The 21,148-nt window shown below is 65.7% G+C and carries 18 protein-coding genes; 8 read left to right on the forward strand and 10 right to left on the reverse strand.

Features of this window, described 5'->3' with window-relative positions:
* Positions 1–12 precede the first annotated feature (12 nt).
* From Q7V45_RS11050 to Q7V45_RS11070, 5 genes are all read left to right on the forward strand, one after another.
* Positions 13–570 carry a sigma-70 family RNA polymerase sigma factor gene (locus Q7V45_RS11050; protein WP_304851572.1) on the forward strand — a complete coding sequence of 186 codons (558 nt, stop codon included), beginning with the start codon at positions 13–15 and terminating at the stop codon, positions 568–570.
* Positions 567–1,232, forward strand: a complete 666-nt coding sequence (locus tag Q7V45_RS11055) for a ChrR family anti-sigma-E factor (protein WP_304851575.1) — start codon at positions 567–569, stop codon at positions 1,230–1,232. Before Q7V45_RS11050 ends, Q7V45_RS11055 begins: the two co-directional genes overlap by 4 nt.
* 59 nt (positions 1,233–1,291) lie before the next feature.
* Positions 1,292–1,840: a carboxymuconolactone decarboxylase family protein gene (locus tag Q7V45_RS11060; protein ID WP_304851578.1), complete on the forward strand. Its 549-nt coding sequence runs from the start codon at positions 1,292–1,294 to the stop codon at positions 1,838–1,840.
* Positions 1,841–1,996: 156 nt separating this feature from the next.
* The gene (locus Q7V45_RS11065; protein WP_304851581.1) at positions 1,997–3,508 is read left to right on the forward strand and encodes a M81 family metallopeptidase; all 1,512 of its coding nucleotides are present in this window, start codon (positions 1,997–1,999) and stop codon (positions 3,506–3,508) included.
* 31 nt (positions 3,509–3,539) lie between these two features.
* Entirely contained in the window at positions 3,540–4,541 is a 1,002-nt protein-coding gene (locus Q7V45_RS11070; protein WP_304851583.1) for a TauD/TfdA family dioxygenase, read from the forward strand.
* 4 nt (positions 4,542–4,545) lie between these two features.
* Here Q7V45_RS11070 and Q7V45_RS11075 read toward each other — a convergent pair whose 3' ends face one another.
* From Q7V45_RS11075 to Q7V45_RS11090, 4 genes are all read right to left on the reverse strand, one after another.
* Positions 4,546–5,598 carry a 2OG-Fe(II) oxygenase gene (locus Q7V45_RS11075; protein WP_304851586.1) on the reverse strand — a complete coding sequence of 351 codons (1,053 nt, stop codon included), beginning with the start codon at positions 5,596–5,598 and terminating at the stop codon, positions 4,546–4,548.
* 143 nt (positions 5,599–5,741) lie between these two features.
* Complete coding sequence (locus Q7V45_RS11080) at positions 5,742–7,367, reverse strand: dihydroxyacetone kinase subunit DhaK (RefSeq protein ID WP_304851589.1); 1,626 nt, start codon at positions 7,365–7,367, stop codon at positions 5,742–5,744.
* Positions 7,368–7,375: 8 nt separating this feature from the next.
* Positions 7,376–8,605 carry a multidrug effflux MFS transporter gene (locus Q7V45_RS11085; protein ID WP_304851593.1) on the reverse strand — a complete coding sequence of 410 codons (1,230 nt, stop codon included), beginning with the start codon at positions 8,603–8,605 and terminating at the stop codon, positions 7,376–7,378.
* Between the two features lie 82 nt (positions 8,606–8,687).
* Positions 8,688–9,227 (reverse strand): histidine phosphatase family protein, encoded by a 540-nt coding sequence (locus tag Q7V45_RS11090; RefSeq protein ID WP_304851596.1) that lies wholly within the window; start codon positions 9,225–9,227, stop codon positions 8,688–8,690.
* A gap of 259 nt (positions 9,228–9,486) precedes the next feature.
* On the opposite strand from Q7V45_RS11090, the gene Q7V45_RS11095 reads away from it, so the two are divergent.
* On the forward strand, positions 9,487–10,137 hold the full coding sequence (locus tag Q7V45_RS11095; protein WP_304851599.1) for a GNAT family N-acetyltransferase: 651 nt from the start codon (positions 9,487–9,489) through the stop codon (positions 10,135–10,137).
* A gap of 9 nt (positions 10,138–10,146) precedes the next feature.
* Here Q7V45_RS11095 and Q7V45_RS11100 read toward each other — a convergent pair whose 3' ends face one another.
* Genes Q7V45_RS11100 through Q7V45_RS11125 form a run of 6 tightly spaced genes read right to left on the reverse strand, consistent with a single transcriptional unit; the run spans position 10,147 to position 16,062 of the window.
* Positions 10,147–10,875 carry an ABC transporter ATP-binding protein gene (locus tag Q7V45_RS11100; RefSeq protein ID WP_304851602.1) on the reverse strand — a complete coding sequence of 243 codons (729 nt, stop codon included), beginning with the start codon at positions 10,873–10,875 and terminating at the stop codon, positions 10,147–10,149.
* Entirely contained in the window at positions 10,865–12,247 is a 1,383-nt protein-coding gene (locus Q7V45_RS11105; protein WP_304851605.1) for a CoA-binding protein, read from the reverse strand. Before Q7V45_RS11105 ends, Q7V45_RS11100 begins: the two co-directional genes overlap by 11 nt.
* 11 nt (positions 12,248–12,258) lie before the next feature.
* A complete protein-coding gene (locus tag Q7V45_RS11110) occupies positions 12,259–12,963 on the reverse strand; it encodes an ABC transporter ATP-binding protein (protein WP_304851608.1) in 705 nt (234 codons plus the stop codon).
* Complete coding sequence (locus Q7V45_RS11115; RefSeq protein ID WP_304851612.1) at positions 12,963–13,952, reverse strand: branched-chain amino acid ABC transporter permease; 990 nt, start codon at positions 13,950–13,952, stop codon at positions 12,963–12,965. The genes Q7V45_RS11110 and Q7V45_RS11115 overlap by 1 nt, the downstream gene beginning before the upstream one ends.
* Before the next feature lie 9 nt (positions 13,953–13,961).
* Positions 13,962–14,843, reverse strand: a complete 882-nt coding sequence (locus tag Q7V45_RS11120; RefSeq protein WP_304851615.1) for a branched-chain amino acid ABC transporter permease — start codon at positions 14,841–14,843, stop codon at positions 13,962–13,964.
* Between the two features lie 19 nt (positions 14,844–14,862).
* The gene (locus Q7V45_RS11125) at positions 14,863–16,062 is read right to left on the reverse strand and encodes an amino acid ABC transporter substrate-binding protein (RefSeq protein ID WP_304851618.1); all 1,200 of its coding nucleotides are present in this window, start codon (positions 16,060–16,062) and stop codon (positions 14,863–14,865) included.
* A 132-nt stretch (positions 16,063–16,194) separates the two neighbouring features.
* On the opposite strand from Q7V45_RS11125, the gene Q7V45_RS11130 reads away from it, so the two are divergent.
* Both Q7V45_RS11130 and Q7V45_RS11135 read left to right on the forward strand, forming a co-directional pair.
* Positions 16,195–18,909, forward strand: coding sequence for an AMP-binding protein (locus Q7V45_RS11130; RefSeq protein ID WP_304851621.1), 2,715 nt, complete (start codon positions 16,195–16,197; stop codon positions 18,907–18,909).
* 299 nt (positions 18,910–19,208) lie between these two features.
* Positions 19,209–21,008: an asparagine synthase-related protein gene (locus Q7V45_RS11135; protein ID WP_304851624.1), complete on the forward strand. Its 1,800-nt coding sequence runs from the start codon at positions 19,209–19,211 to the stop codon at positions 21,006–21,008.
* Positions 21,009–21,148: the final 140 nt, after the last annotated feature.

The following is a 21,148-nucleotide window of genomic DNA, read 5'->3' on the forward strand; positions in this document are numbered from 1 at the left end:
GGTCCCCGCCAGATGCTTTCCGCCGACGAGGCCGCAGACCTGATCGAAGCCATCGCGACCCGCCAGGATCGCGCGGCCTTTTCACGCCTGTTCCAACATTTCGCACCCCGCGTGAAGGCGTTCATCATGCGCAGCGGTGCCGATCCGGAGGCGGCGCAGGAAGTCGCGCAGGAAGCCCTGATCATGGTCTGGCGCAAGGCCGCCAGCTTCGACCGGACGAAGGCCTCGGCGTCCACGTGGCTCTACACCATCGCACGCAACAAGCGGATCGATCACCTGCGGCGCAACAACCGGCCCGCCATCGATACCGACGACTGGCTCACGGTTTTTGCACCGGAAGACGACGATGCCGACAAATCCGTCCTCGCAGGGCAGACGTATACGCGTCTGAAGGAGTTACTCGGGGGGCTGTCTGCCGATCAGATGTTGGTGATCGAGAAGGCGTTCTTCGAGGACAAGACCCACACGGCCATCGCCGAGGAGCTGAAGCTGCCTCTCGGGACGGTGAAGTCGCGTATCCGCCTGGCGTTGGCCCGCCTGCGGGAAGCACTGGAGAAAGACGAGTCATGAGCCGCCATCCGGCGCCCGATGAACTTCTGCTGGACTATGCCGCGGGCGCGCTGCCGGACGGTCCGGCCCTCGCCGTGGCCCTGCATGTTGCCCTGGACCCTCGGTCGCAGCGGACCGTCGACCGGCTGAACGCCGTGGGCGGTGCCCTGATCGAGCGTGTACCCGTCCCTGACGTTTGCGCGATCGAGGATACGGTTCTCGAACGGGCGTTGGCGCGCCTCGACGAGGTACCGGTGGAGCCGCGACCCGCCGCTCCCGGCCGTCGTCATCAAGCGTTCGACTGGGCGCCGGCGCCCCTCGTGCCGCACCTGCGGCCCGGCATGGACTGGCGCCGGGTAATGGGCAAATTCGACGAGATCCGGCTCGACCTGCCGGGCGACTTCCATCGCGTTTCGCTGCTGCGCCTGGAATCGGGGCGCGGCCTGCCCGAGCACAAGCATGCCGGCTACGAATACACGGTCGTCCTACAGGGCGGCTATACGGACGAGACCGGCAATTACGGCGTGGGCGATTTCGCGGTCGGGCCGGGCGACCACCGGCACGAGCCGATCGCTGATCCCGGCGATCCCTGTATCGCCTTGATCGTGGTCGAGAATCCCATCGTGCTGACGGGGCCGTGGGGTCGCTGGCTCAATCCGCTGGTCAGTCGCGGCTTGATCTGAAGCAGCGTTGACCGCGCAAGGGGTTCCCTTCAGGTTTGTGGCCTGAAGAGAGGGACCCTATGCCGCGCATTCCGTACTACGAAGTCGAAAACGCCACGGGCAAGCATGCCGAGCTGCTCGGCAAGCTCAACCCCATGCTCAACATCTACCGGATGCTGGCGAACTCCGAGCAGGGCGCGAAGGGCTTCCTGCGCATGGGCAACGGGCTGCTCTATCGATGTGAACTCGACCCCGTGCTGCGTGAACTCGCCATCATCCGCGTCGGCCGTCTGAGCCGCACCGCCTATGAGGTGTTCCAGCACGAGCGCATCGGTCGGGACGTCGGCGTGAGCGAGGAAAAGATCGCCGCCCTGCGCGACGCCACCATCGAGGCGCCGGCCTTCACCGACAACGAAAAGGCCGTGCTGCGCTACACCGACGACGTGGTGCGCAATGTCCGGGCGTCGGACAAGACCTTGAAAGCCGTGCAGGCCTTCCTGACGTCGGGCGCGCTGGTCGAGCTCACGCTGACCATCGGCTACTACATGATGGTGTGCCGCTTCCTCGAGTCGACGGGCGTCGACGGGGAAGAGGGGCAGGCCGAGTGGCTCAAGACGGCCAAGCTGTAGCGAAGAAATTCCTCCCCCGTCATCGGGGGAGGTGTCGGCGTTCCACGCCGACGGAGGGGTCACGAAGTGCACAAAAGAGCATGACCCCTCCGCCCCGATGACGGGGCACCTCCCCATTTGAATGGGGAGGAGGGATGGAAGACGAGGAGCAGAGAGATGGCGTACCGCGTTCTGATCGCGCAGTTCATGCATGAGACCAATACCTTCAGCAAACTCAAGACGACGCTGGAGGACTACCGCAAGCGCTGGCTGATCGAGGGCGAGGAGATGGTGCCGCGCTTCACCGGCACCAGGAACGAAGTCGGCGGCTATATCGACTCGGTGAAGAAGTACGGCTGGGAGCCGGTCTGGGCGGCGGCGGCCAATGCCACTCCGTCGGGCAAGCTCACCAAGGAAACCTGGGAGCATATCCGCGACCTGATCCTCGACGCGGCGAAGAAGGCCGGCAAGCTCGACGCGATCTGCCTGTCGCTGCATGGCGCGGCCGTCACGGAGACCGAGGACGATGCCGAGGGCGCGCTGCTCGAGGCGTTGCGCGCCATCGTCGGGCCGGAAATCCCGGTCGTCGCCACGCTCGACCTGCACGCCAATGCCACGGTCAAGATGGCCAAGCACGCCAATGCGCTGGTGAGCTATCGCACCTATCCGCATATCGACGGTTACGACCGCGCGGTGCAGGCGGCGGCGCTCGTCCAGGAGACATTGGAGGGCCGGAAGAAGCCGAAGTGTCTGCTGGTCCAGCCCGCGATGCTGCAGGGCGCCGATTCGGGCAAGACCACGCAGCCCGGCCTGATGCGCGACCTGCTGGCCAGGGCGGATGCCTTCGAGAAGGAGCCGGGCATCAACGTCGTCAGCATCCAGGCGGGCTTCACCTGGGCCGACATTCCCTACACCGGTCCGTCGATCGCGGTGAGCCACGAGCCCGCAGCCGAGGGCCGCGCGAAAGAGGTGGCGGCCGCGCTGCTCGACGAGATCTGGAAGCGCCGCACCGAGAACACGTCGAATTTCCGCCCCGTGGCCGAGGCCATCGCCGCGGCCAAGGCGAGCACCGGCAAGGAGGGACCGCTGGTCGTGGCCGACGGCACCGACAATCCGGGCGGCGGCGGCTACAACGACACGACGCCGGTGCTGCAGGCGCTGATCGACGCCAAGGTCGAGAACGTGGCCTTCGGCACGATCTACGATCCCGGCACGGTGCAGCAGGCCATCAAGGCCGGTGTCGGCGCAGAGATCGACGTCGAGCTGGGCGGCCACACCGACGCCTCGATGGGCGTGCCGGTGAAAGCCAGGGCGATCGTCAAGATGCTGTCCGACGGTTCGTTCAAGAACGACGGGCCGATGAATGCCGGCGTCGAGACCTCGATGGGACCGACCGCGGTGCTGCGCATCGGGGGCATCGACGTGGTGACCATCTCCAACCGCATCCAGACTATCGACTTGCAGGTCTTCCTGAGCCAGGGGATCGATCCGCGCGCCAAGAGTGTCGTCGTGGTGAAGAGCGTGCAGCACTTCCGGGCGGCCTATGCGCCGATCGCCCGCGAGATCGTCCTCGTGGATTCCGGCGGCATCTGCTCGCCCGACATCTCGCGGCTGAAGTTCACCAAGCTGCGGCGGCCGATCTGGCCGCTCGACGGCGTCAACGACCCCTATGCGGGGCAACGCGCCTGAAGGTTGGCATGACACTGGCATGAGGATGGGCATGAACTTCACAGGCGAGGCGCCTTTTCCCGGCGCATCCTTTGGCGCAACGCTGCGACTCGACGGCGATGCGGCAACGATCGTGGCGGCGGCCGAGAGCGATCCGAAGGCCCTCCCGGCGGCATTGGCCGAGGCCAAGGGGCTGCTGCTGATCCAGGGCATGAACGGCATCTCGGACGATCCTGACCTGCTCATCCGCCTCAGCCGTGTCTTCGGTCCGGAGGTCGAGGATTATCGCCACACGCTCACGAACCTGAATTCAGTGCATGTCTCCGTGCCGGAAATTCTGCTCGTGTCCAACATGCCGCCGGTCTCCAAGGCGCCACCCAAGCGGCCCGAGCCGCCGTTGGCGGCCGACGGCCTGATCCCGACCCAGTATCCCCACCGCATGGGTTGGCACACCGACCAGAGCTATCGCCGGCCGCCGCCCGACATCTCGCTGTTCTATGCGGTGACGCCGGCCGAGCGCGACACCGGCCAGACCCTGTTCGCCAACGGCATCCTGGCCTACCAGGCCCTGCCGCCGGCGCTGAAGGAGAAGGTCGATACCCTGGTCGGCCTGCATGCCCAGCCGGGCAGCGGCCGGTCGCGCGAGGCGGCCCTGGCCGGGCGCACGCCGCGCGCCTTCGCACCGCACGAGCGTTCGCAGCCGCAGCCGGTCGTGCGCACCCACCCGGTGACGGGGGAGAAGTCTCTGTTCCTCTGCGAATGGGGCCAGATGGACTGGTTCGAGGGTCCGTTCGTCGGCCTGGAGCCGGGCCCGCACGGCGCCGGCGCGGCCCTGCTCGACGAGATCATGGCGCACTACACGGAGCGCCGCTTCTGCTACGCCCATGAATGGACGGAGGGCGATCTCCTGATCTGGGACAATCGCTGCCTCGTCCATGCCGCCACCTGGTTCGACGGCGATCGCGAGGGCCGGCTGATGTGGCGCACCACGGTGCACGGCAATCCCGGGGCCTACTATGCCGGCGAGAAGAAGAGCTGGATTCCCGCCGCCTGAGGCTTCAGCGCTTCTGGCGAAAGAAGGTCGTGAGTGCGTAGCGGCGGCCCCGGATCACGGGGCCGACCGCATGCAGCAGCGAGCAGGAGAAGACGGCGGCTGCGCCCGCGGGCGGGCTGACCCTCACGGCGGCATACTCCGGGAAGACCAGCTCACCACCCTCGAAATCGTCGTTGAGGTTCAGCGATACGGCGAAGGCGCGATCGGCCGTCGTTGGCGCCCCGTTGTCGCGATGCGCGGCGAAGAAGTGCCGGCCCTCGGCGCTATAGGACAGCACGACATGGGAGTCGAAGGTGAATTCGCGATCGAAGGCGAAGACCTTCGTGAGCTCGGGACCGATGCGATAGGCGAGGCGATCGGACACCGCCTTCAGCATCATCGGCTCGACGATCGTATAGTCCTCGGTGCGCTTCAGGGCGGCCATGTCGACGTTGCCGTAGCGGCTCGAGACGCCCGAATCCTTGTGGTCGCCCTTGCCCCACAGGCGGATGAGCTGGGTGCAGAACTCCGGCTCGAAGACGCGGGGCAGGACCAATACCGGCGCCATCGCGGTGTTCAAGCACAGGTCGGCGCCGCCGTCGGCGCGCACCGACCGGGCCACGTCGCCGATCGCCTCGGCAGCGGCCAGGAGCGCGCGCGTGTCGAAGGTGCCGGCCACCCGCTGGTTGGGATCGAGCACGATCACGCGCTGGCGCATGCCGATGCCCTGGCCGAAGGACACCGCGCCGGCCTGGGAGAGAAACGCCGGCAGGAACTGGCCCTTGCCGTCGCAGAGCAGCAACGGTTCTTCAGACCCTGCGCCGAGCTTCTTCCAGAGCGGGCCGGCCGCCGCGACCGGATTGCCGGCGACCACGACGAGCTTGGTCGAGGCGGCGGTACAGGCGTCGCGGAGGGTCGCGAACTGCGCGGCATCCAGGGCGGAGAGATCCGCCACCGCTAGTAGCGCTACAGGGTCGCCGTTGAACGACCAGACGAACTTTCGCAGCTTGCCGTCGAGCCCCGGCAGCACGAAGTCGGGGATACGGTCACCGGGCCGGAGGGAGAGCGTGTTCGTCATCATTCGTTCGGCGGGCTACCGGAGCTGTCGGGACTGTGCGAGCCGACTTTTGAGAGAAGGTGATCAGGATACCGGAAGCCCCGGTTCCGGTGGGTCGCAAGTCGCCGCAGTCTGTGGATAACGGAACGCGACGGGAAGGGGGTTTAACCCCTCGCCAGACCTTCGAACAACATCGCGACGGCCTCCGCTCCCGGATCGGGAATACCCTCGAGGTGCGACGACGAAACATAGGTCGAGCGGCCGGCGCGGGCCGACGGCATCCGGGCGGTGGCGTCGGCACCGGCGCGCGCGGCTTTCGCGGCTTCGTCGAGGCCGCCCGACAGCGCCGCGAGGGCCGGCGCGATGGCGTCGATCATGGTGCGGTCGCCGGGTTTGGCACCGCCATAGGCCATCATCTTCGCGAGGCCGGCCGACAATGAATTCCGCCAGCTCGCACCACCCGACACGGACTGGCTGGCGGCCGAGAAGAAGATGGCCAGCAGAACGCCCGACGATCCGCCCATCGAGCGGGACAGCGCCTCGCTCGTGGCCGCGAAGAAACGGTCGAGCCTGGCGAGCGGCATCAGGGGCAGCGCCGCCTGCAGGTGACGGGCGGCGGTGGCGACGGTCGAGCCGGTATCTCCATCGCCCACCTTGGCGTCGAGCGCGTTGAGCTTTCCCTCGGCGGCAATCAGGATGTCGCAGGCCCGGCTCACCAGGGCGCTCAGCGACGGGTTCCGGCTCGCCCTGACGGGCTTTCTCTTCAGCTCCCGTGGCAGCTTCACGAGCGTCGGCTTCACGTGGGTGCGGATCTTCGGCCAGACCAGCGGGCTGGCCGGCGACAGCAGCGCCTTCTCGAAGTCGGGCGTCAGGGGCAGCAGGCTGAGTGAGAAGCCATGCATGTCGAGAGAGGACACCAGCGTGGCCGGGCCCAGCACCAGTTTGACCTTGGCGCCGCGGCGGCTCGCCAGCACTTCGTTGGTGAGAAGGTTCATCTCCAGCGCCGTGGTGGACCCGAGATTGTTGACCAGAAGGGCATAGGAGCGCGCCGGCCTTGCCGCGGCGAAGAGGCGGTCGACGAGCACGCGTGCGGCCTGGCGCGCGCCCTCGAAATTCACCAGGTCGACGCCCGGTTCCCCATGAAGGCCGAGGCCGAGTTCGGCCTTGCCGTCCGGAACACGGTCTTCGCGGCCGACGCCGGGAAGCGTGCAGGAGGACAATGAAATTCCGAGCGAGACCACCTGGTCGGCGGCCGTCCGGGCCATGGCGGCGACGGTCTTCAGGTTCGCCCCCTGCTCCGCATAGTGGCCGGCGACCTTCTCGACGAACATGACGCCGGCGATGCCGCGGGGCTGGGGAAGGTGCGGCAGCGCGATGTCGTCCTTCACGATCACGACCTCGACCTGCTTGCCGAGGGCGCGGGCGCGTTCCACGGCGAGGCCGAAGTTCAGGCGGTCGCCGGTGTAGTTCTTGAAGATGACGAGGCAGCCGCCCTTGCCCGTCACCGCCATGATCGCGGCGAACACCGCATCGACCGACGGCGAGGCAAAGACCTCGCCGTAGACGGCGGCAGTCAGCATGCCCTTGCCGACAAACGAGGCATGCGCCGGTTCGTGACCGGATCCGCCGCCCGCGACGATCGCCACGCGACCGGGCTTGTGGTCGGTGCGCAGGACGACCTTGATGCCCGGATAGCCGTCGAGACGCGCCAGGTTGGCGCCGCCGCTGCTGCGCAACAGTCCGTCGATCGCGTCGACGACGAGGCTCTCCGTGCCGTTTATGAATTGCATGGCGGTTCTCACGTCGTGCGGTTGCTGCGAGTAGAGGCGCCGCCGTCCCCGGGGGCGGGAGGCCGGCGGACCAGCGTCCACCAGCCGATCAGCCCGACGATGCCGGTGACGGCGACACCGATGCCGATGTTCATCTGGGTGTCGTGCGGCACGTAGCCGATCAGCAGGGTGAGCACCGCGGCGGTGACCATCTGCACGAAGCCCATCAGGGCGGAGGCCGCGCCGACCCGGCTGGCGGGGACGGCGGACAGCGCGTTCGCCATCGCATTGGGCATGTTGAGGCCGTTGCCCCAGCCCATCAGGACCAGCGGCACGATCAGGGCCAGCGGCGTGACGTATCCCAGCGCCGCCGTCGCCATCATCGCCAGGGCGCCGATCGTGAGAACGACCTGGCCCACCGGGATCAGGAGCAGGCTCTTCACCCGGCCCTGCAGGCGGCTGGAGACCAGGCTGCCCAGGACGAAGTTGCCGGCCCAGGCGAGGGTGAACCAGCCGAAGGTCTCGACGGCCACGCCCATGACCTGGATCAGCAGGATGGGGCCGCCCGAAAAGAAGACATTGAAGCCGGCCGAGGCGCAGGTGGTCGCGATCATGAGACCGATGAAGCGGCGCTCGCGGAGCACCGCGCGGAAGCCATCGAGATAATCGCGCACCACGCCCGTCGTCCGTGGTGCGGCCTTCGGCGCGGTCTCGCCGAGAATACGCCAGACGAGGATCAGCACCGCGAGCCCGCAGGCGGCCGTGAACCAGAAATTGCTGCGCCAGCCGAAGAAGCCGAGCAGCTGCCCGCCCAGCAGCGGCGACAGCGCCGGCGCCAGCGCCATGGAAGAGGCCATGTAGCCCATCGCCCGGGGAGCCTCGGCGCCGGTCCGGCTGTCACGCACGATGGCGCGGCCCAGCACCACGCCGCCGCAGGCACCGCAGGCCTGGACGAGGCGCGAGGCGATGAGGGTCTCGATCGTCGGACTGATCGCACAGCAGACGCTGCCGATCGTGAACACGACGAGGCTGCCCAGCAGCAACGGCCGGCGGCCCAGACCGTCCGAGAGCGGGCCGACGGCCAACTGGGCGAAGGCGAAGGCAAACAGGTAGATCGAGAGCGTCAACTGGGCGGTACCGTAGGAGACGCTCAGGTCAGTCGCGATGGTCGGCAGGGATGGCAGGAAGATGGTCAACGCCATCTGCGAGGACACAGTGGCGCTCATCAGCAGCCAGATTGGCGGTTTCGTCGTACGCATGCGCGGCAATTTCACCTGTCCGCGACAGGCGGATGGCCGGCTCTTAGCAGCCTTCGGCCGCGCCGGGCAGTGCCGCCGTCCATCAGGCGGTTGGCAGCCGTCCCTGAACCGTGAAGCGCCCATCGGCGCCGCGTTGCATCGCCACGATCTCGCCGCTGCCGGGAAAGATCTGGCTGAGGGCCGTCACCACCACCTGATGCGTGACGAACACGGTCGGCCTCGCGAGGTCGAGTCGTCCGATCCACTGCCGCAGCGCCTCGATCTGGGCGGTCTCGCGCGACCGGTCCTGAAAGAAGGAGTTGAGCAGGGGTTGCGGGCGGATCTCACCCAGCTTCATCAGGCTCGCGGTGTCGAGGCAGCGGCACCACTGGCTGGAATAGACCTCGGCGGCGGCGATGCCGTTGGCCCGGAACAGGTCGCCGATCCGGACGGACTGCGCCCGACCTTCCGCTGAGAGATTTCGCTGGGTCGCGCAGTCCTCGAGGCGGAAGCCCGCCGGGTCGCTGGTGCCGGGCGCCGTGGCATGGCGAATCAGCGCGAACGACCCCGGGCGGCGCAGGACCGCCCAGGGATCGCTCTGGGCCGAGACGGTGCGACTGCTGCCGTACGCCGCAAAAGCCACAAGGCCTGCGATCAGCGCACGGCGCGATGGGGCGGCAGGTGGTAATCCAGAGAAAGACGGTGTCACGAACCGACGTTTACGTGCGGCCCTCTCGCAGGTCCACGACGGGACACCAATGCTCACTGTGCTTTGATCGACCGTGAGCCAGCGGACTTGCTCCGATCTGCGACACCACGGCCTAGGGCACGACCCAGGGCATGCCAGAACCAAGTACCCCAGGGCAATTTACGGCAGCAAGCGTGGCGCCCTACACTCGGCCATGGGCGATCTGCGGAAACGGGCGTGGCAGTGGTCGAAACGCGCGACGGCATCATTCGGCGAACTGACTTGCGCGCTCTTCTACGAGCGCTCGCTGGCCGAGCCGGTGCGGCCACCGTTGAACCCGCTCGGCGCCTCGATCCGACTGGCGGAGGAGTCCGACCTAGACACGATCTGCCAACTCTATGCGGACGACCCTTGGCTGTGGCTCGGTGACGGACCGCGCGACCAGGCAGCTCGCGGGCTCTACCTTGATCGGCTACGCCGCGGCGAACGCTGCTTCCTGGCCTTCGTCGATGGCGTGTTGGCGCACGCCAACTGGACCTGCTTCACCTGGGGCGACGCCCTGCCGGGACATCCAATCAGATTGCGTCCGGGCGAGGTCTACACCACCGATGCCTTTACGCCGCCGGCCTTCCGCGGCAAGGGCGTCCATGGACTGGTGCTGGGCACAATGCTGGACCAAGCGCGGCGGCAGGGTGCCCGCCATGCCTATACGCTGGGCCAGCTCGACCGGCCCGACGCGCACAAGGGGCTGCGTGCGCTGGGTTGGCAGGAGTGCGGACGCGTCTACTTTTTCCTGCCTCGCGGCGCGGTGCGGACACCGTTCCTGCTCAGGCGCGGCATGACCCAGCCGCTGTTTCGCGACTGAGTCGCCGGCTCACGCAGTCGTACCGAAATAGATGCCGAGCGCCCGGCGGTCGGTAAGGACCTCGTCTGCCGGGCCATCGGCGATCTTTTCGCCGCGGTCGAGAACCACGATGCGGTCGGCGAGAGTCGCCATGACACGCACCATGTGCTCGATGATCAGGATGGCGATGCCACGCTCGCGGATGGCGCGTACCAGGGTGATGCCCTGGTCGACTTCGCTGCTGTTCAGGCCCGACAGGCACTCGTCGAGGAGGATCAGTTTCGGCCGCGCCGCCAGCGCGCGGGCGATTTCGAGGCGACGACGCTGACTGGCATTCAGCGTATCGCAGGCAAGGCCTGCCACGGCCGAGAGGCCTGCGAAGGCGAGCACTTGCTCGGCAAGGCGGCGTGCGGCGGGAACTCCGCTTGGCCGGTCGGTGCCACTGCCGTAAAGCGCACCCAGCGTGACGCATTCGATGGCGGTCAGCCCGCGGAACGGTTGCACGAGTTGGAAGGTGCGCACCAGTCCCATCTCAGCGATGCGGGACGGCGTAAGACCGGAAATGTCACGGCTGGCGAAGGTGATCCTCCCCCGATGACGGCCCAGCGCGCCCGACACGGCATTCACCATCGTCGACTTACCGGCGCCGTTGGGGCCGACGAGGCCGACGATCTCGCCTTCCTGCACCCCGAAAGAAACTCCGTTCAGCGCGCGAAGACCGCCGAATTGGACCGAAACATCCTGGACATCAAGCAGCATGGCCGCCCGTCGCCGCACCGTGGTGGGCGAGCGCCCCCAGCGCCAAGGCAAGTTCGCGCGTGGCTCGATAAGTGGGAATGCGGGCAGCGTTGAGGGCCGCCATGTTGACCACATCGGCGTCGCGCGACGCCCAGTAGACTGCCACCGGCAGGCCGAGCGTCGGCACCGAGCGTGCCAGGCTCTGGGCGAGGTCGGGCCAGGTGGTCGGGACATCCGTGATCGAAACTGCGATCAGATCGGCTTCGCCGGATGCCGCGATCTCGGCCATCACGATCGGATAGAGTCGCGCATAGTCACGCCAAACCGGCGTGAGATCGACGGGATTGGCGCTGGCAGCGTAAACCGGCAGGTGCCGTGCGATGGCTGACGTCAGCTTTGGGGAGAAGCGCGGAATGGTCAGGCCATGCTCTCCTGCCAGGTCGGCAATCTCGGTCCCGATCCCGCCGGTGCCGGTTACGATGGCGAGGCGCTTGCCGCCCAGCGGTCGGCCCTGCCAGAGCAGGGCGCGCGACACATGGAGCAGATCCAGACCGGAGTGCACGACGATCGCATCGTCGGGAAGGCTGCTCGCCAATCGCGCTCCGTCGGCTGGTATGCCGACATGGGCGAGCGATGCTGCTTGACCAGACAGCGTGCGGGCGAGCGGACACACCACGACCGGCTTGGCCTTGGCGGCCTCCGTCAAGGTCTCCATGAATGACGGCAGGTCGCGCACCGACTCGACGTATAGGCCGATGACGCCGGTGGCCGGATCCCCGGCGAGATACGCCACGCAATCGGCCAGCGAGACGTCGACCGTGTTGCCGACGTCGCAAAAGCAGGAGACCGCCATGCCGCTGTCGGCGGCGTACATGGCCAACGCCATACCGAAGCCGCCGCTCTGTGTCGCCACACCCAAGCCGGCCGCACCGCCCGGGGGCATCAGCGGGATGATCGAGGCGTTCAGTCCGATCGAGCCGTTGAGTAGCCCGACGCAATTGGGCCCGACGACGCGCATGCCGGCACGGCGTGCGGCTGCGCCCAGCCGCTGCTGCAGCTCGAGCCCCTCGTGCGCCACCTCGCCGAAGCCGCTCGGGATGGCGAGCAGGAAGCCGACGCAGCCCTCGGGAGAGCGCTCGATCGCCTCGACCAGGCGCTCGCCCGGCGCCAGGACGATCAGCAGATCGACCGGCTGCGGCAGTGCCTCCAGCGAGGGAACGGACATCCGGCCGGCAATATCGGTTTCACCGGGATTGATGGCAAAAAGTTCGCCGCGGAAGGACTCAGCCAGGCGCGCAAAGACCTGTCCGCCCAGCTTGTCGGTGCTCGCCGATGCGCCGAGCACGGCGATGGATCGCGGCGAGAACAGGCGGGAGAGGTCGAGTGGGGGCATGGCGTGTCAGCTCAGTATCCAACGAAATGACGAGGGAGATCCGGGTCGTCGCGCAGGACCTTGGCGGGGCCCTCCATGACGATGGCGCCGCCGCTCAGGACGCAGCCGCGATCGGCATGCGCCAGCGCCAGTGGCACGTTCTGCTCGGCGGTAAGCAGCGTTATGCCCTGCTCATGAAGTCCTACCAAGGCTGTAAACAGCGACTTGACGACCAGTGGTGCCAGGCCGAGCGTGACTTCGTCGATGATGAGAAGCCGGGGTGAGGCCATTAGTGCGCGGCCAATGGCGCACATCTGCTGCTCACCCCCGCTCAACGTGCCGGCGATCTGGCGGGTCCGCTCGGCCAGCACGGGAAACAGCTCGCAGACCCTGTCGAGGTTGCGCCGCCGTATCGCCGGATCGGCCAGCGCGTGTGTGCCGGCCATGAGGTTTTCGCGCACCGTCATGCCGGAAAAGAGCCGACGGCCCTCCGGCACCAGGGCAACGCCGAGTCGCAGACGACGATGGGGCGGCAGAAACCGAATGTCTTCGCCATCGAGGCAGATTTCACCCTGCCGGGCCGGCACGAGACCGGCCAGAACGCCGAGCAACGTCGACTTGCCGGCGCCGACCGGTCCGAGCAGCGCCAGCCATTCGCCCGCCTTCACGTCGAGGTCGAGAGAGCGGATGGCCATCATGCCGCCGTAGCCGGCGGAGAGCCCGCGCACGCTGAGCATCAGGACCTGTGCCGCAGCCAGGCGCGAACCGCGGGCCAGTGTCGCGCGACGAAGCCCTGTGCGCCGTCCGGCAGCATCAGCACGACCAGCATGATCGTCACCCCGAGTATCAACAGGTGGAATTTCAGGAGGTGGCTCCACGCCAGTGTTGTCGCGCTCTCGATCAGCAGCGAGCCGATCAGAGGGCCGAATACAGTGCCAGCGCCCCCCAGCAGAAACATGACGAACGCCTTGACCGATATCGACATGTCGAACACCTGCGACGGCTCGATGAAGCCGACCCATCGCGCGTACAGCCCGCCGGCAGCCGCCGTCAGAAGCGCGCTCAGCATCCACGCGATCGACTTCACGCGCAGCGTGGCTACACCTGTCGCCTCTGCTGCCTCTTCGTTGGCCCGGATGGCACGGCAGCCGTAGCCGAAGCGGCTGTCGCGGAGGAAGATGCCAAGGGCAAGGCTGGCGGCGAACAGCGCGACGAAACCGGAATAGGCGCGGTACGCGGCGTCGCTCGCCGTGCCTGCCCCGAGCGGCAGCGACAGGCCTGCGGCGCCGCCCGTGAAGCCCGACAGGTTGGCGGCCAGGGCTGACACGACCTCGTTCAGTCCGAGCGTTGCGATCGCGAAATAGTGGCCACGCAGGCGTAGCAGCAGCGGCCCGACCGCCAATGCCAGCACCGCAGCCGGAACCGCGCCGATGAGCAGGGCGGGCGCCACGCCGAATCCGGCGGTCATAGCCAGTGCTGCGCCGTAGGCACCCATGCCGAAGAACACGACGTTGCCAAAGGCGGGGTAGCCGACGAAGCCCGCCATGGCATTCATGCCCTGGGCAATAACAGCGAGCATGAGAACGCTGGTCAACAGCCGCAGCCAGTAAAGCGACAGAAACGGCGGCAGGACGACAAGGATCGCCAGCAGCGCGCAGGAGAGTGCCGCGGTGCGTAGGCTGCCGGCCCACGGACTGCTACGCCATCTAGCGAGCAAGGCTGCCATGGTGCGGGATCAGCCCTTCACTTCGGCGAAGAAGCGCCTTCCCATGAGGCCGCGCGGGCGCAGGACCAGCACAAGCAACAGCAGGGTGAAGCCGACTGCGTCACGATAGCCCGAATCGAGAAACAACGAGGCCAGGTTCTCGACGATGCCCAGCAGCATGCCGCCGATGATGGCGCCTGGAATACTGCCGAGGCCCCCCAGCACCACCACGACGAAAGCCTTCATGGTGTAGCTCTCGCCGGCAACGGGAGAGAAGGAATAGCTGGTGGCGACCAGCGCGCCTGTGACGCCGGCAATCGCGCCGCCAATCGCGAATGTCAGGGCATAGACGTGCGGCACGTCGATGCCGGAGAGCCGCGCGGCATCGGGATCGAAGCTGGTGGCCTTGATGGCATTGCCAAGCGGCGTCCAGTTGAGGAGAGCGTGAAGACCGAGCGTCATGGCCATCGCGACGGCGAAGATCGTTGCCCGGCCATAGGGCACGCTGAGGCCGGCGATGGTGAAGGACGCGCGGCCGAAGACGTCGGGCAGCGACCGCACGTCGGCCGAGAATAGAATCAGGTTGAGGTTGATCAGAGCCATGTTCAGCCCGAAGGTGAAGATGAGCGTCATGAACACCGAACGCTCTGCCAACCGGTTGAGCAGGGCGCGCTGCAAAACATAGCCCATCGTGAATGTCGCGAGGGCGGCCAGTGGCAGGGCGGCGGCGAACGGCAGGCCGAGCTGAAGAACGGCCATCTGGGTGACATAGGCACCGATCATGATCATGCTGCCGTAGGCCAGATTGACCACGTTCATGACGCCCCAGACGATCGAGAAGCCGAGCGCCATGCAGGCGTAGAAACCGCCCAGCAGCACGCCGTTCAAGACGATCTGTGCTACGAGCTGCATCAGCGGGCGCCACCCGTCATCATGGGTTCAGCTTCAGCTTGGTCTCCGCGACGTCGGCCGGATAGACAACCACCGGCTTGCCATCCTGGATCTGCACCACCGACATCGACTTGGCGATATTCTGGCCCTTTTCGTTGAAGCGAATGGGCCCGTAGGCAGTGACGATGTCGGTCTCGGCGATGGCGTCGCGCACCTTCTGCGGGTCGAAGCCGCCGACCTTCTGGAAGGCGTTGTAGTAGACCTGTAACGCCGCCGTGGACTGGATCGGATGATAGTCGGGGACGTGTCCGTACACTTTCTGGAAGGCATCGGCGTAGCCGCGCGCCGTCCAGTCGAAGAACTGGTCCTTGTACGGCACGTTGATGCTCCACTGCACGGGCTCGAGCGTGAGCTCGGCATCGGCGCCCAGCGATTTCACGAATCCCGGCAGCGTCGGTCCGAGGAGATAGCCCAGCAGCTTGGGTTTCAGGCCGACCTGGCTGATCTGGCGGGCCAGCAGGATCATGTCGTTGGTGTAGCCGCCGGCGATGATCATGTCCGGCTTGGCCGCCTTCATCTTCTCCAGCTCGGGCGAAAGGTCCTTGGTGCCGGACGAATACTTCTCCTTATAGACGACTTCGACCCCGAGCTCCTTGGCCTGCCGTGCGGCCCCGTCGATGCCGAGTTGGGCGAACAGCTGATTCTCGTTGAGCAAGGCCAGGCGTGTCAGCTTCTGTTCCGACGCCATCTTCACCATGTTGTAGGTGTAATGATCGATCGAGTTCAACACGCCAAATATGTACTTGTAGCCACGGTTATAAATCGTCGAGGCCGCACCGTGTGCAATCACGAGCGGCAGCTTGTGCTGCTCCGTGAGGTTGCTCACGGCGATGGTTATGCCGCTGCCGTAGGGGCCGAGCAAGAACTTCACTTTGTCCTGGGAGATCAGCTTCTCGTAGAGCTTGACCGAAGTGTTCACGTTGCTTTCGTCGTCATAGTAGACGATCTCAACCTTGTACTTCTTGCCGGCGACGTCGATCCCGCCGCGCTCGTTCACTGTCTTGACGAAAAAGTCGTAGCCTTCGCGAACGAGCTTGCCCTCGGTTGCCAGATTGCCGGTGAGCGACAGCGCCGTGCCGAAGCGGATCATGTCCTGCGCGGCGGCGGGCATGACCGTCGACAGAGCCAGCAGGATTGACAGGCCACCAGCAACAAGACGGCGGCGCGAGGATGAAGACATTGCCTACTCCAGAAGCTTTCGTTCGTATGACTACGTTGCAACGGTATATTGGTATTGAGGATCTTTGCTATAAGCCTGCATTGGAACTGCTATTAGAATCACGCCAATGTTATTGAATTCATCCGAATAGTGATGACCTCCTTTCGAGCATCAGACGTCTCCTGGTCATGTCCGAGCGGTCCGCCACTCGACCTGAATGGCCCGACGGTTCCCTTCCGCCGGTTTCGTGAGGAATGGATCGATCGACCGGCGCTCGACCTGTTCCGATCAGCCGCGGAGGAATTCGGAGATCGGGTTGCCTGCGAAGATCTTGACGGGCACCTGACCTACGCACAGGTCTGGGCGGCATGCCGGCGTCTCAGTCATACGATCGATGCCGCCGTCCCTACCGGACAACCGGTTGGCATCCTGCTTCCGAACGATGCCGCCTATCCTGTCGCGGTCCTGGCCTGCCTGGCGGCGAACCGGCCTTGCGTGATGATCGATCGGCACCATCCCGAAGATCGGGTTGCAGCTATCGTTCGCGACGCGGGCCTTGCGTCGATCATTCTGAGACAATCGGATAGCGGCGCCGGTCTGCCCCTTCCTGCGGGAATTCGTACGATCGTGATCGATGAGGCGTTGCAGGACGGGCCGGCCCCTGATGAGCCTCCCGCCTCTTCGGTACCTCCCCTGGCGGCGACCTTCATCGTCTACACATCAGGCAGCACCGGGTATCCGAAGGGTATCGTGCTCAGCCAGCGCGCAGTGCTTCACCGCGCATGTCAGCTCGTCAACGCCGTCCATCTCCGCCCCGACGACAAGGTCCTGTCGCTCGCATCACCCAGCACAATCGGCGGCCTGCAGCAGATTTTCGAGGTGATGCTGACGGGGGCGACGCTGGTCAAGCTGGACCTCCAGCGGACAGGCCTCGGCACAATCCTGCAGGCAATAGGCGAGCGGCGTCTCACCATGATGTTCTCCACGCCGGCCGTGTGGCGCAGCGTTGCAGGCATCGACAATGCGGCCGTTGCCCTGGCGACCTTGCGATGCATCCAGTCCTCCGGAGATGCGCTGCTGGCGATCGACCTCGAGCGCCTTCGGCAAGTGCTGCCCGCAGAGTGCCACGTGCTTTCCGTCTATGGTGCCACGGAGGCGCCGGCGCTGCTGCAGTGGTTCGTGTCGCCGAAATTGCCAGACGATGGACCGCGTGTGCCGACCGGCTATCCTTTGCCCGGTTTCGCTTTTGCCCTGCTCGATGAAGCCGGCAACGTCGTGAAGGAGGGCGAGCCGGGCGAATTGGTAGTCAAGAGTCGCTGGATGTCGCTTGGGATCTGGCGAAACGGCGCTGTTCACTCCGGTCCGTTCGAGCAGGACCAGAGAGACTTGTCGGCGCCCGTGTATTGCACGGGCGACATCGCGCGCGAGCGTCCCGACGGGCTTTTCGTGACGCTGGGTCGCAAGGATCGACAGGTCAAGATTCTGGGTAACCGGGTCGAACTCGCCGAAGTCGAAACCGTCCTCCGACAGGTACCCGAAGTCGCAGACGCGGCAGTGGTCGCCCGCCGGGGCGAGGGGGAGCCGAGATTGCTCGCCTTCTTCGTCCCGCGTGAGAGGGGCTCGTCGCACATCACCGACGCGGTCCGAAAGCATCTGAAGGAAAGACTTCCGGCCTACATGCAGCCATCCCAACTCTTCGTGCTCGAAGAGTTGCCGCTACTGCCGGGCAGGAAGATCGACGAGGAGGCTTTGTTCGCACATGCCGCCCAGCACGCGGCTGCCAGGCTATCGCCTTCTTCACTGCCGGCCGCTGCCAGGGCCACGCAGCGATCGATCGATATGGTAAGCAAGGCTTGGCGGCTCGCACTCGTTCGACCGCCGCCTCAGGATAGTCGCAGCTTCGAGGAGGCGGGTGGCGATTCTCTTCGGTTGCTCCTTCTGGTCTTCCATCTCGAACGGTTGTGCGGCCGGTCGCTTTCGCTGGATCAATTCCACGGTGGGCTCAAAGCCGCGGAGTTCGCCGTGGTTCTGGATCGCCTGAACGAAGGGCGGTCGCCACTGCTCCACGGCACTTTGCCAATGGTGTTCCTGGTGCCGGGAAAGTGGGGCGATACGCCTCTTCTGGCCCGGTTCCGAATGGCGTGCGCCAGCGGCATCAGGGTCGTCCCGACGAGCTATCCTGATCTCGGTTGTCTCGCGCGGGGGGATTTTGAAGACATCGTCGCGCATCTGTTGGCCCAGATCGAACTGTTCGCGCCTGAAGGGCCCGTTCTTCTCGCCGGATATTCGCTGGGAGGAGATTTTGCTTATGCCGTCGCCGACCGGCTGTCGAAGCGTGGCCGGAGGGTTTCAGCGCTCCTGGTGCTGGATACAGATGCCGAGAACTACAGCTCGGGTCCGCCTCCGGAACGGCGCAGTCTTGCACAACGACTTTCAACACTGTGTAGGCTGGCAGGCAATCGCGACTGGGGGACGATCGCGGAAGCAATACTGACCCCGTCTTTGGTTACCGGGCCGGCGGGTCGTCATGTGCTTAGGTTCCTTTTGTTGTTCCGTTTTCGGGCCAGCAGTCACTTCATCTTCCGTTTGAGGTGGCACTTGCGATCGATGCTCGTCCAGTTTCATCGTGAATCCTGGATCCGGCAGGTGCCGCCCACCCGGTTGAGCGTCCCGGTGGTGCTGTTCCGTTCGGAGGAGGGCGGTGTTGACCTGGGTTGGCATGCTCGCACCGAGAAGTTGAGCATCGTTCCGGTCCCAGGCAATCATGTCACTATGCTCGATGGCGGGAATTCGGAGGTCCTTGTTGCGGAGTTCAACCGCGCGGTTCATATCGCTTCGGGTCAGGCTGCGGCTCTGTCGGAAGGATGATGCAGAAGTCATTCTTGTTCCGGCAGCCGTCGAGTTCCCGGTGTTTGGGCAGTCTGGATAGTCACATTGAGAGCGCGAATTGGGAAGTTTCAGCTCGAGCAGGAGGTTCGGGAGGCTCGTGAAGGAGCATGTTCATGAAGCGCATCGCAGCCCACCGCTTGGTCGACCGGATGTTTCGGCCTAGTGCCATTTCGACGCTCGCGGCGGTTCGGTCGGCGCAGTCTCGGTTCGGCATTCATCGGCTGTGCGTAGGGGAAGCCGGAAAAGCCTCGCACTCTGTGCCCCATACCGACTGAAAAGTGTTCGCCGCCATCTTCAACGTCGACGGCAGACCCGTCGATCACCGGCGGTTTGGAGTTGCTGGGCACGACTTCGAGAGTCTTGACCCGGCTGGCCATGTTGCCTTCATTTGCTCGAAAGCCGGGCCCCAACTCGCCACCGGCGAGGCGATCGGTATCCGGGGCCTCGGCGGGCAATACCGGATCGTCGGTCGGGTCCGGCTCGATGCGCGCGACGAGCTTCGGTCGCTGCTTTCGTCTCCTCCCCAGGCCTTTATGGGAGAAGTGTCGGACGCCGAACTGTGCCTGCGCGCCTACGCCGCCTGGGGCGACGCGTTCCTGGATCGCCTCACTGGCGACTTCTGCTTTGTGTTGTGGGACGACGCGCGCAAGCGGCTGATCTGTGCACGCGACCAGCTCGGCATACGGTCGCTTTTTCATGCCGAGGTCGGGGGAGCGTGGTTTGTCAGCGACTCGCTGGACTGGATTGCCGCACAGACAGTTGTTGCGCGCGACCTCGACGATACCTGGATCGCCGATTTTCTGACCGTTGGTCACTCTCTCGAGTCGGAGCGAACGGTCTATCGGCATATTCGGCGGGTGGCCCCGGCGCATGTGCTGACGATCTCCGGAACCCGCGCCGTGATGCGACGATACTGGCGACTGGATATTGGGGATCCTCTCTACTTTCGGGACCGTCGCCAATACACCGAGGGCTTCCTCGATCTTCTGTCGAAATCGATTGCCGACCGCTTGCCTGCCGGCAGGGTCGGCATTTCCATGGGCGGGGGCCTCGATTCAACCACGCTTGCAGCCTGTGCGGTGCATGTGACGGGAGACGCCTCGCGCGTCGTGGCCGAATGCCTTGATTTCGAGCAGTTTGCATCTGCGAGAGAAAGGCATTTCAGTTCACTGGCGGCCGACCGGCTCGGCGTCGAACTCCGGCACCGGCGGGGCGACGATCTTGTCTATGACACCGAGTGGTGGGCAAGGTCGATTACAACGCCCGAGCCGTCGGCCGTGATCACCACTGCCCAATTCGACCGCGAGGTCGTGTGCGAACGGGCGGAAAGGGCATCCGTCTGGTTCTACGGGGAGGGGCCGGATAACGCTCTCTCCTTCGAGCGCAACGACTATCTGTCATGGCTGGCCGGCCGGCGGGACTGGCGGCGGCTGGCGGAGGTCGGCGTATTCTACCTGCGGGTCAAAGGTTTGGCAGGTTGGTGGGAAACCCTCAGGCGCTATACCAGACGTCGCCAGCCCGCCGACGATTCCATAGGCGTGCCACCCTGGATAGACCCGGCCCTTGCCCGTCGTCTGGACTTGCAACAGCGGCTTGCCGGCTCGACGCGCCTGGGCGGTGACGGAGCGGGTTTTGTCCCTCGGCATCCCTGGCGCCCGGGAGCCGTCGCCGGGTTCAACGATCCCATATGGCCGGCCGTACTTTCCGACTACGAATTCGAGGAATCCCTGGGACCTCTCGCCCTGCGTCATCCGTTTCTCGACTTGCGTGTCCTCGAATTCATGCTGTCGGTACCGACGCTGCCGTGGGCGAGGGAGAAGCTGCTGTTGCGCGAAGCCATGCGAGGGCACCTTCCGGCAGAGGTGCTCGCGCGCAGAAAAACGCCCCACGAGTCCACGCTGCCGTTTGGCCACGGACTTCCGGCCCTGCCGCGCGACGGGTATCTGGATCGCTACGTCGACGTTTCGATCGTATCGGCCGGGAACTGGTCCGGGCGCCTGCGGAGCAATGCTCTCGCCGTTCACATTCTCGATCACTGGCTGAAGAGAATGCGCCTTGGCGGTGCCCATTCTTCGTGACGGCCTTCACCGAGAGGTCAACCGTCCGCCCTCCGGCCTTTCGCCACCAAGCGTCCGAATTCATAGGTGAAGTGGCGGCGCTGCGCCTCGACAGGGCGCTCTTTCGGCACCCAGGGCGGCATCACGTGGTCTGTTTACCA

The organism is Reyranella sp. (assembly GCF_030651995.1).
GTDB lineage: Bacteria > Pseudomonadota > Alphaproteobacteria > Reyranellales > Reyranellaceae > Reyranella.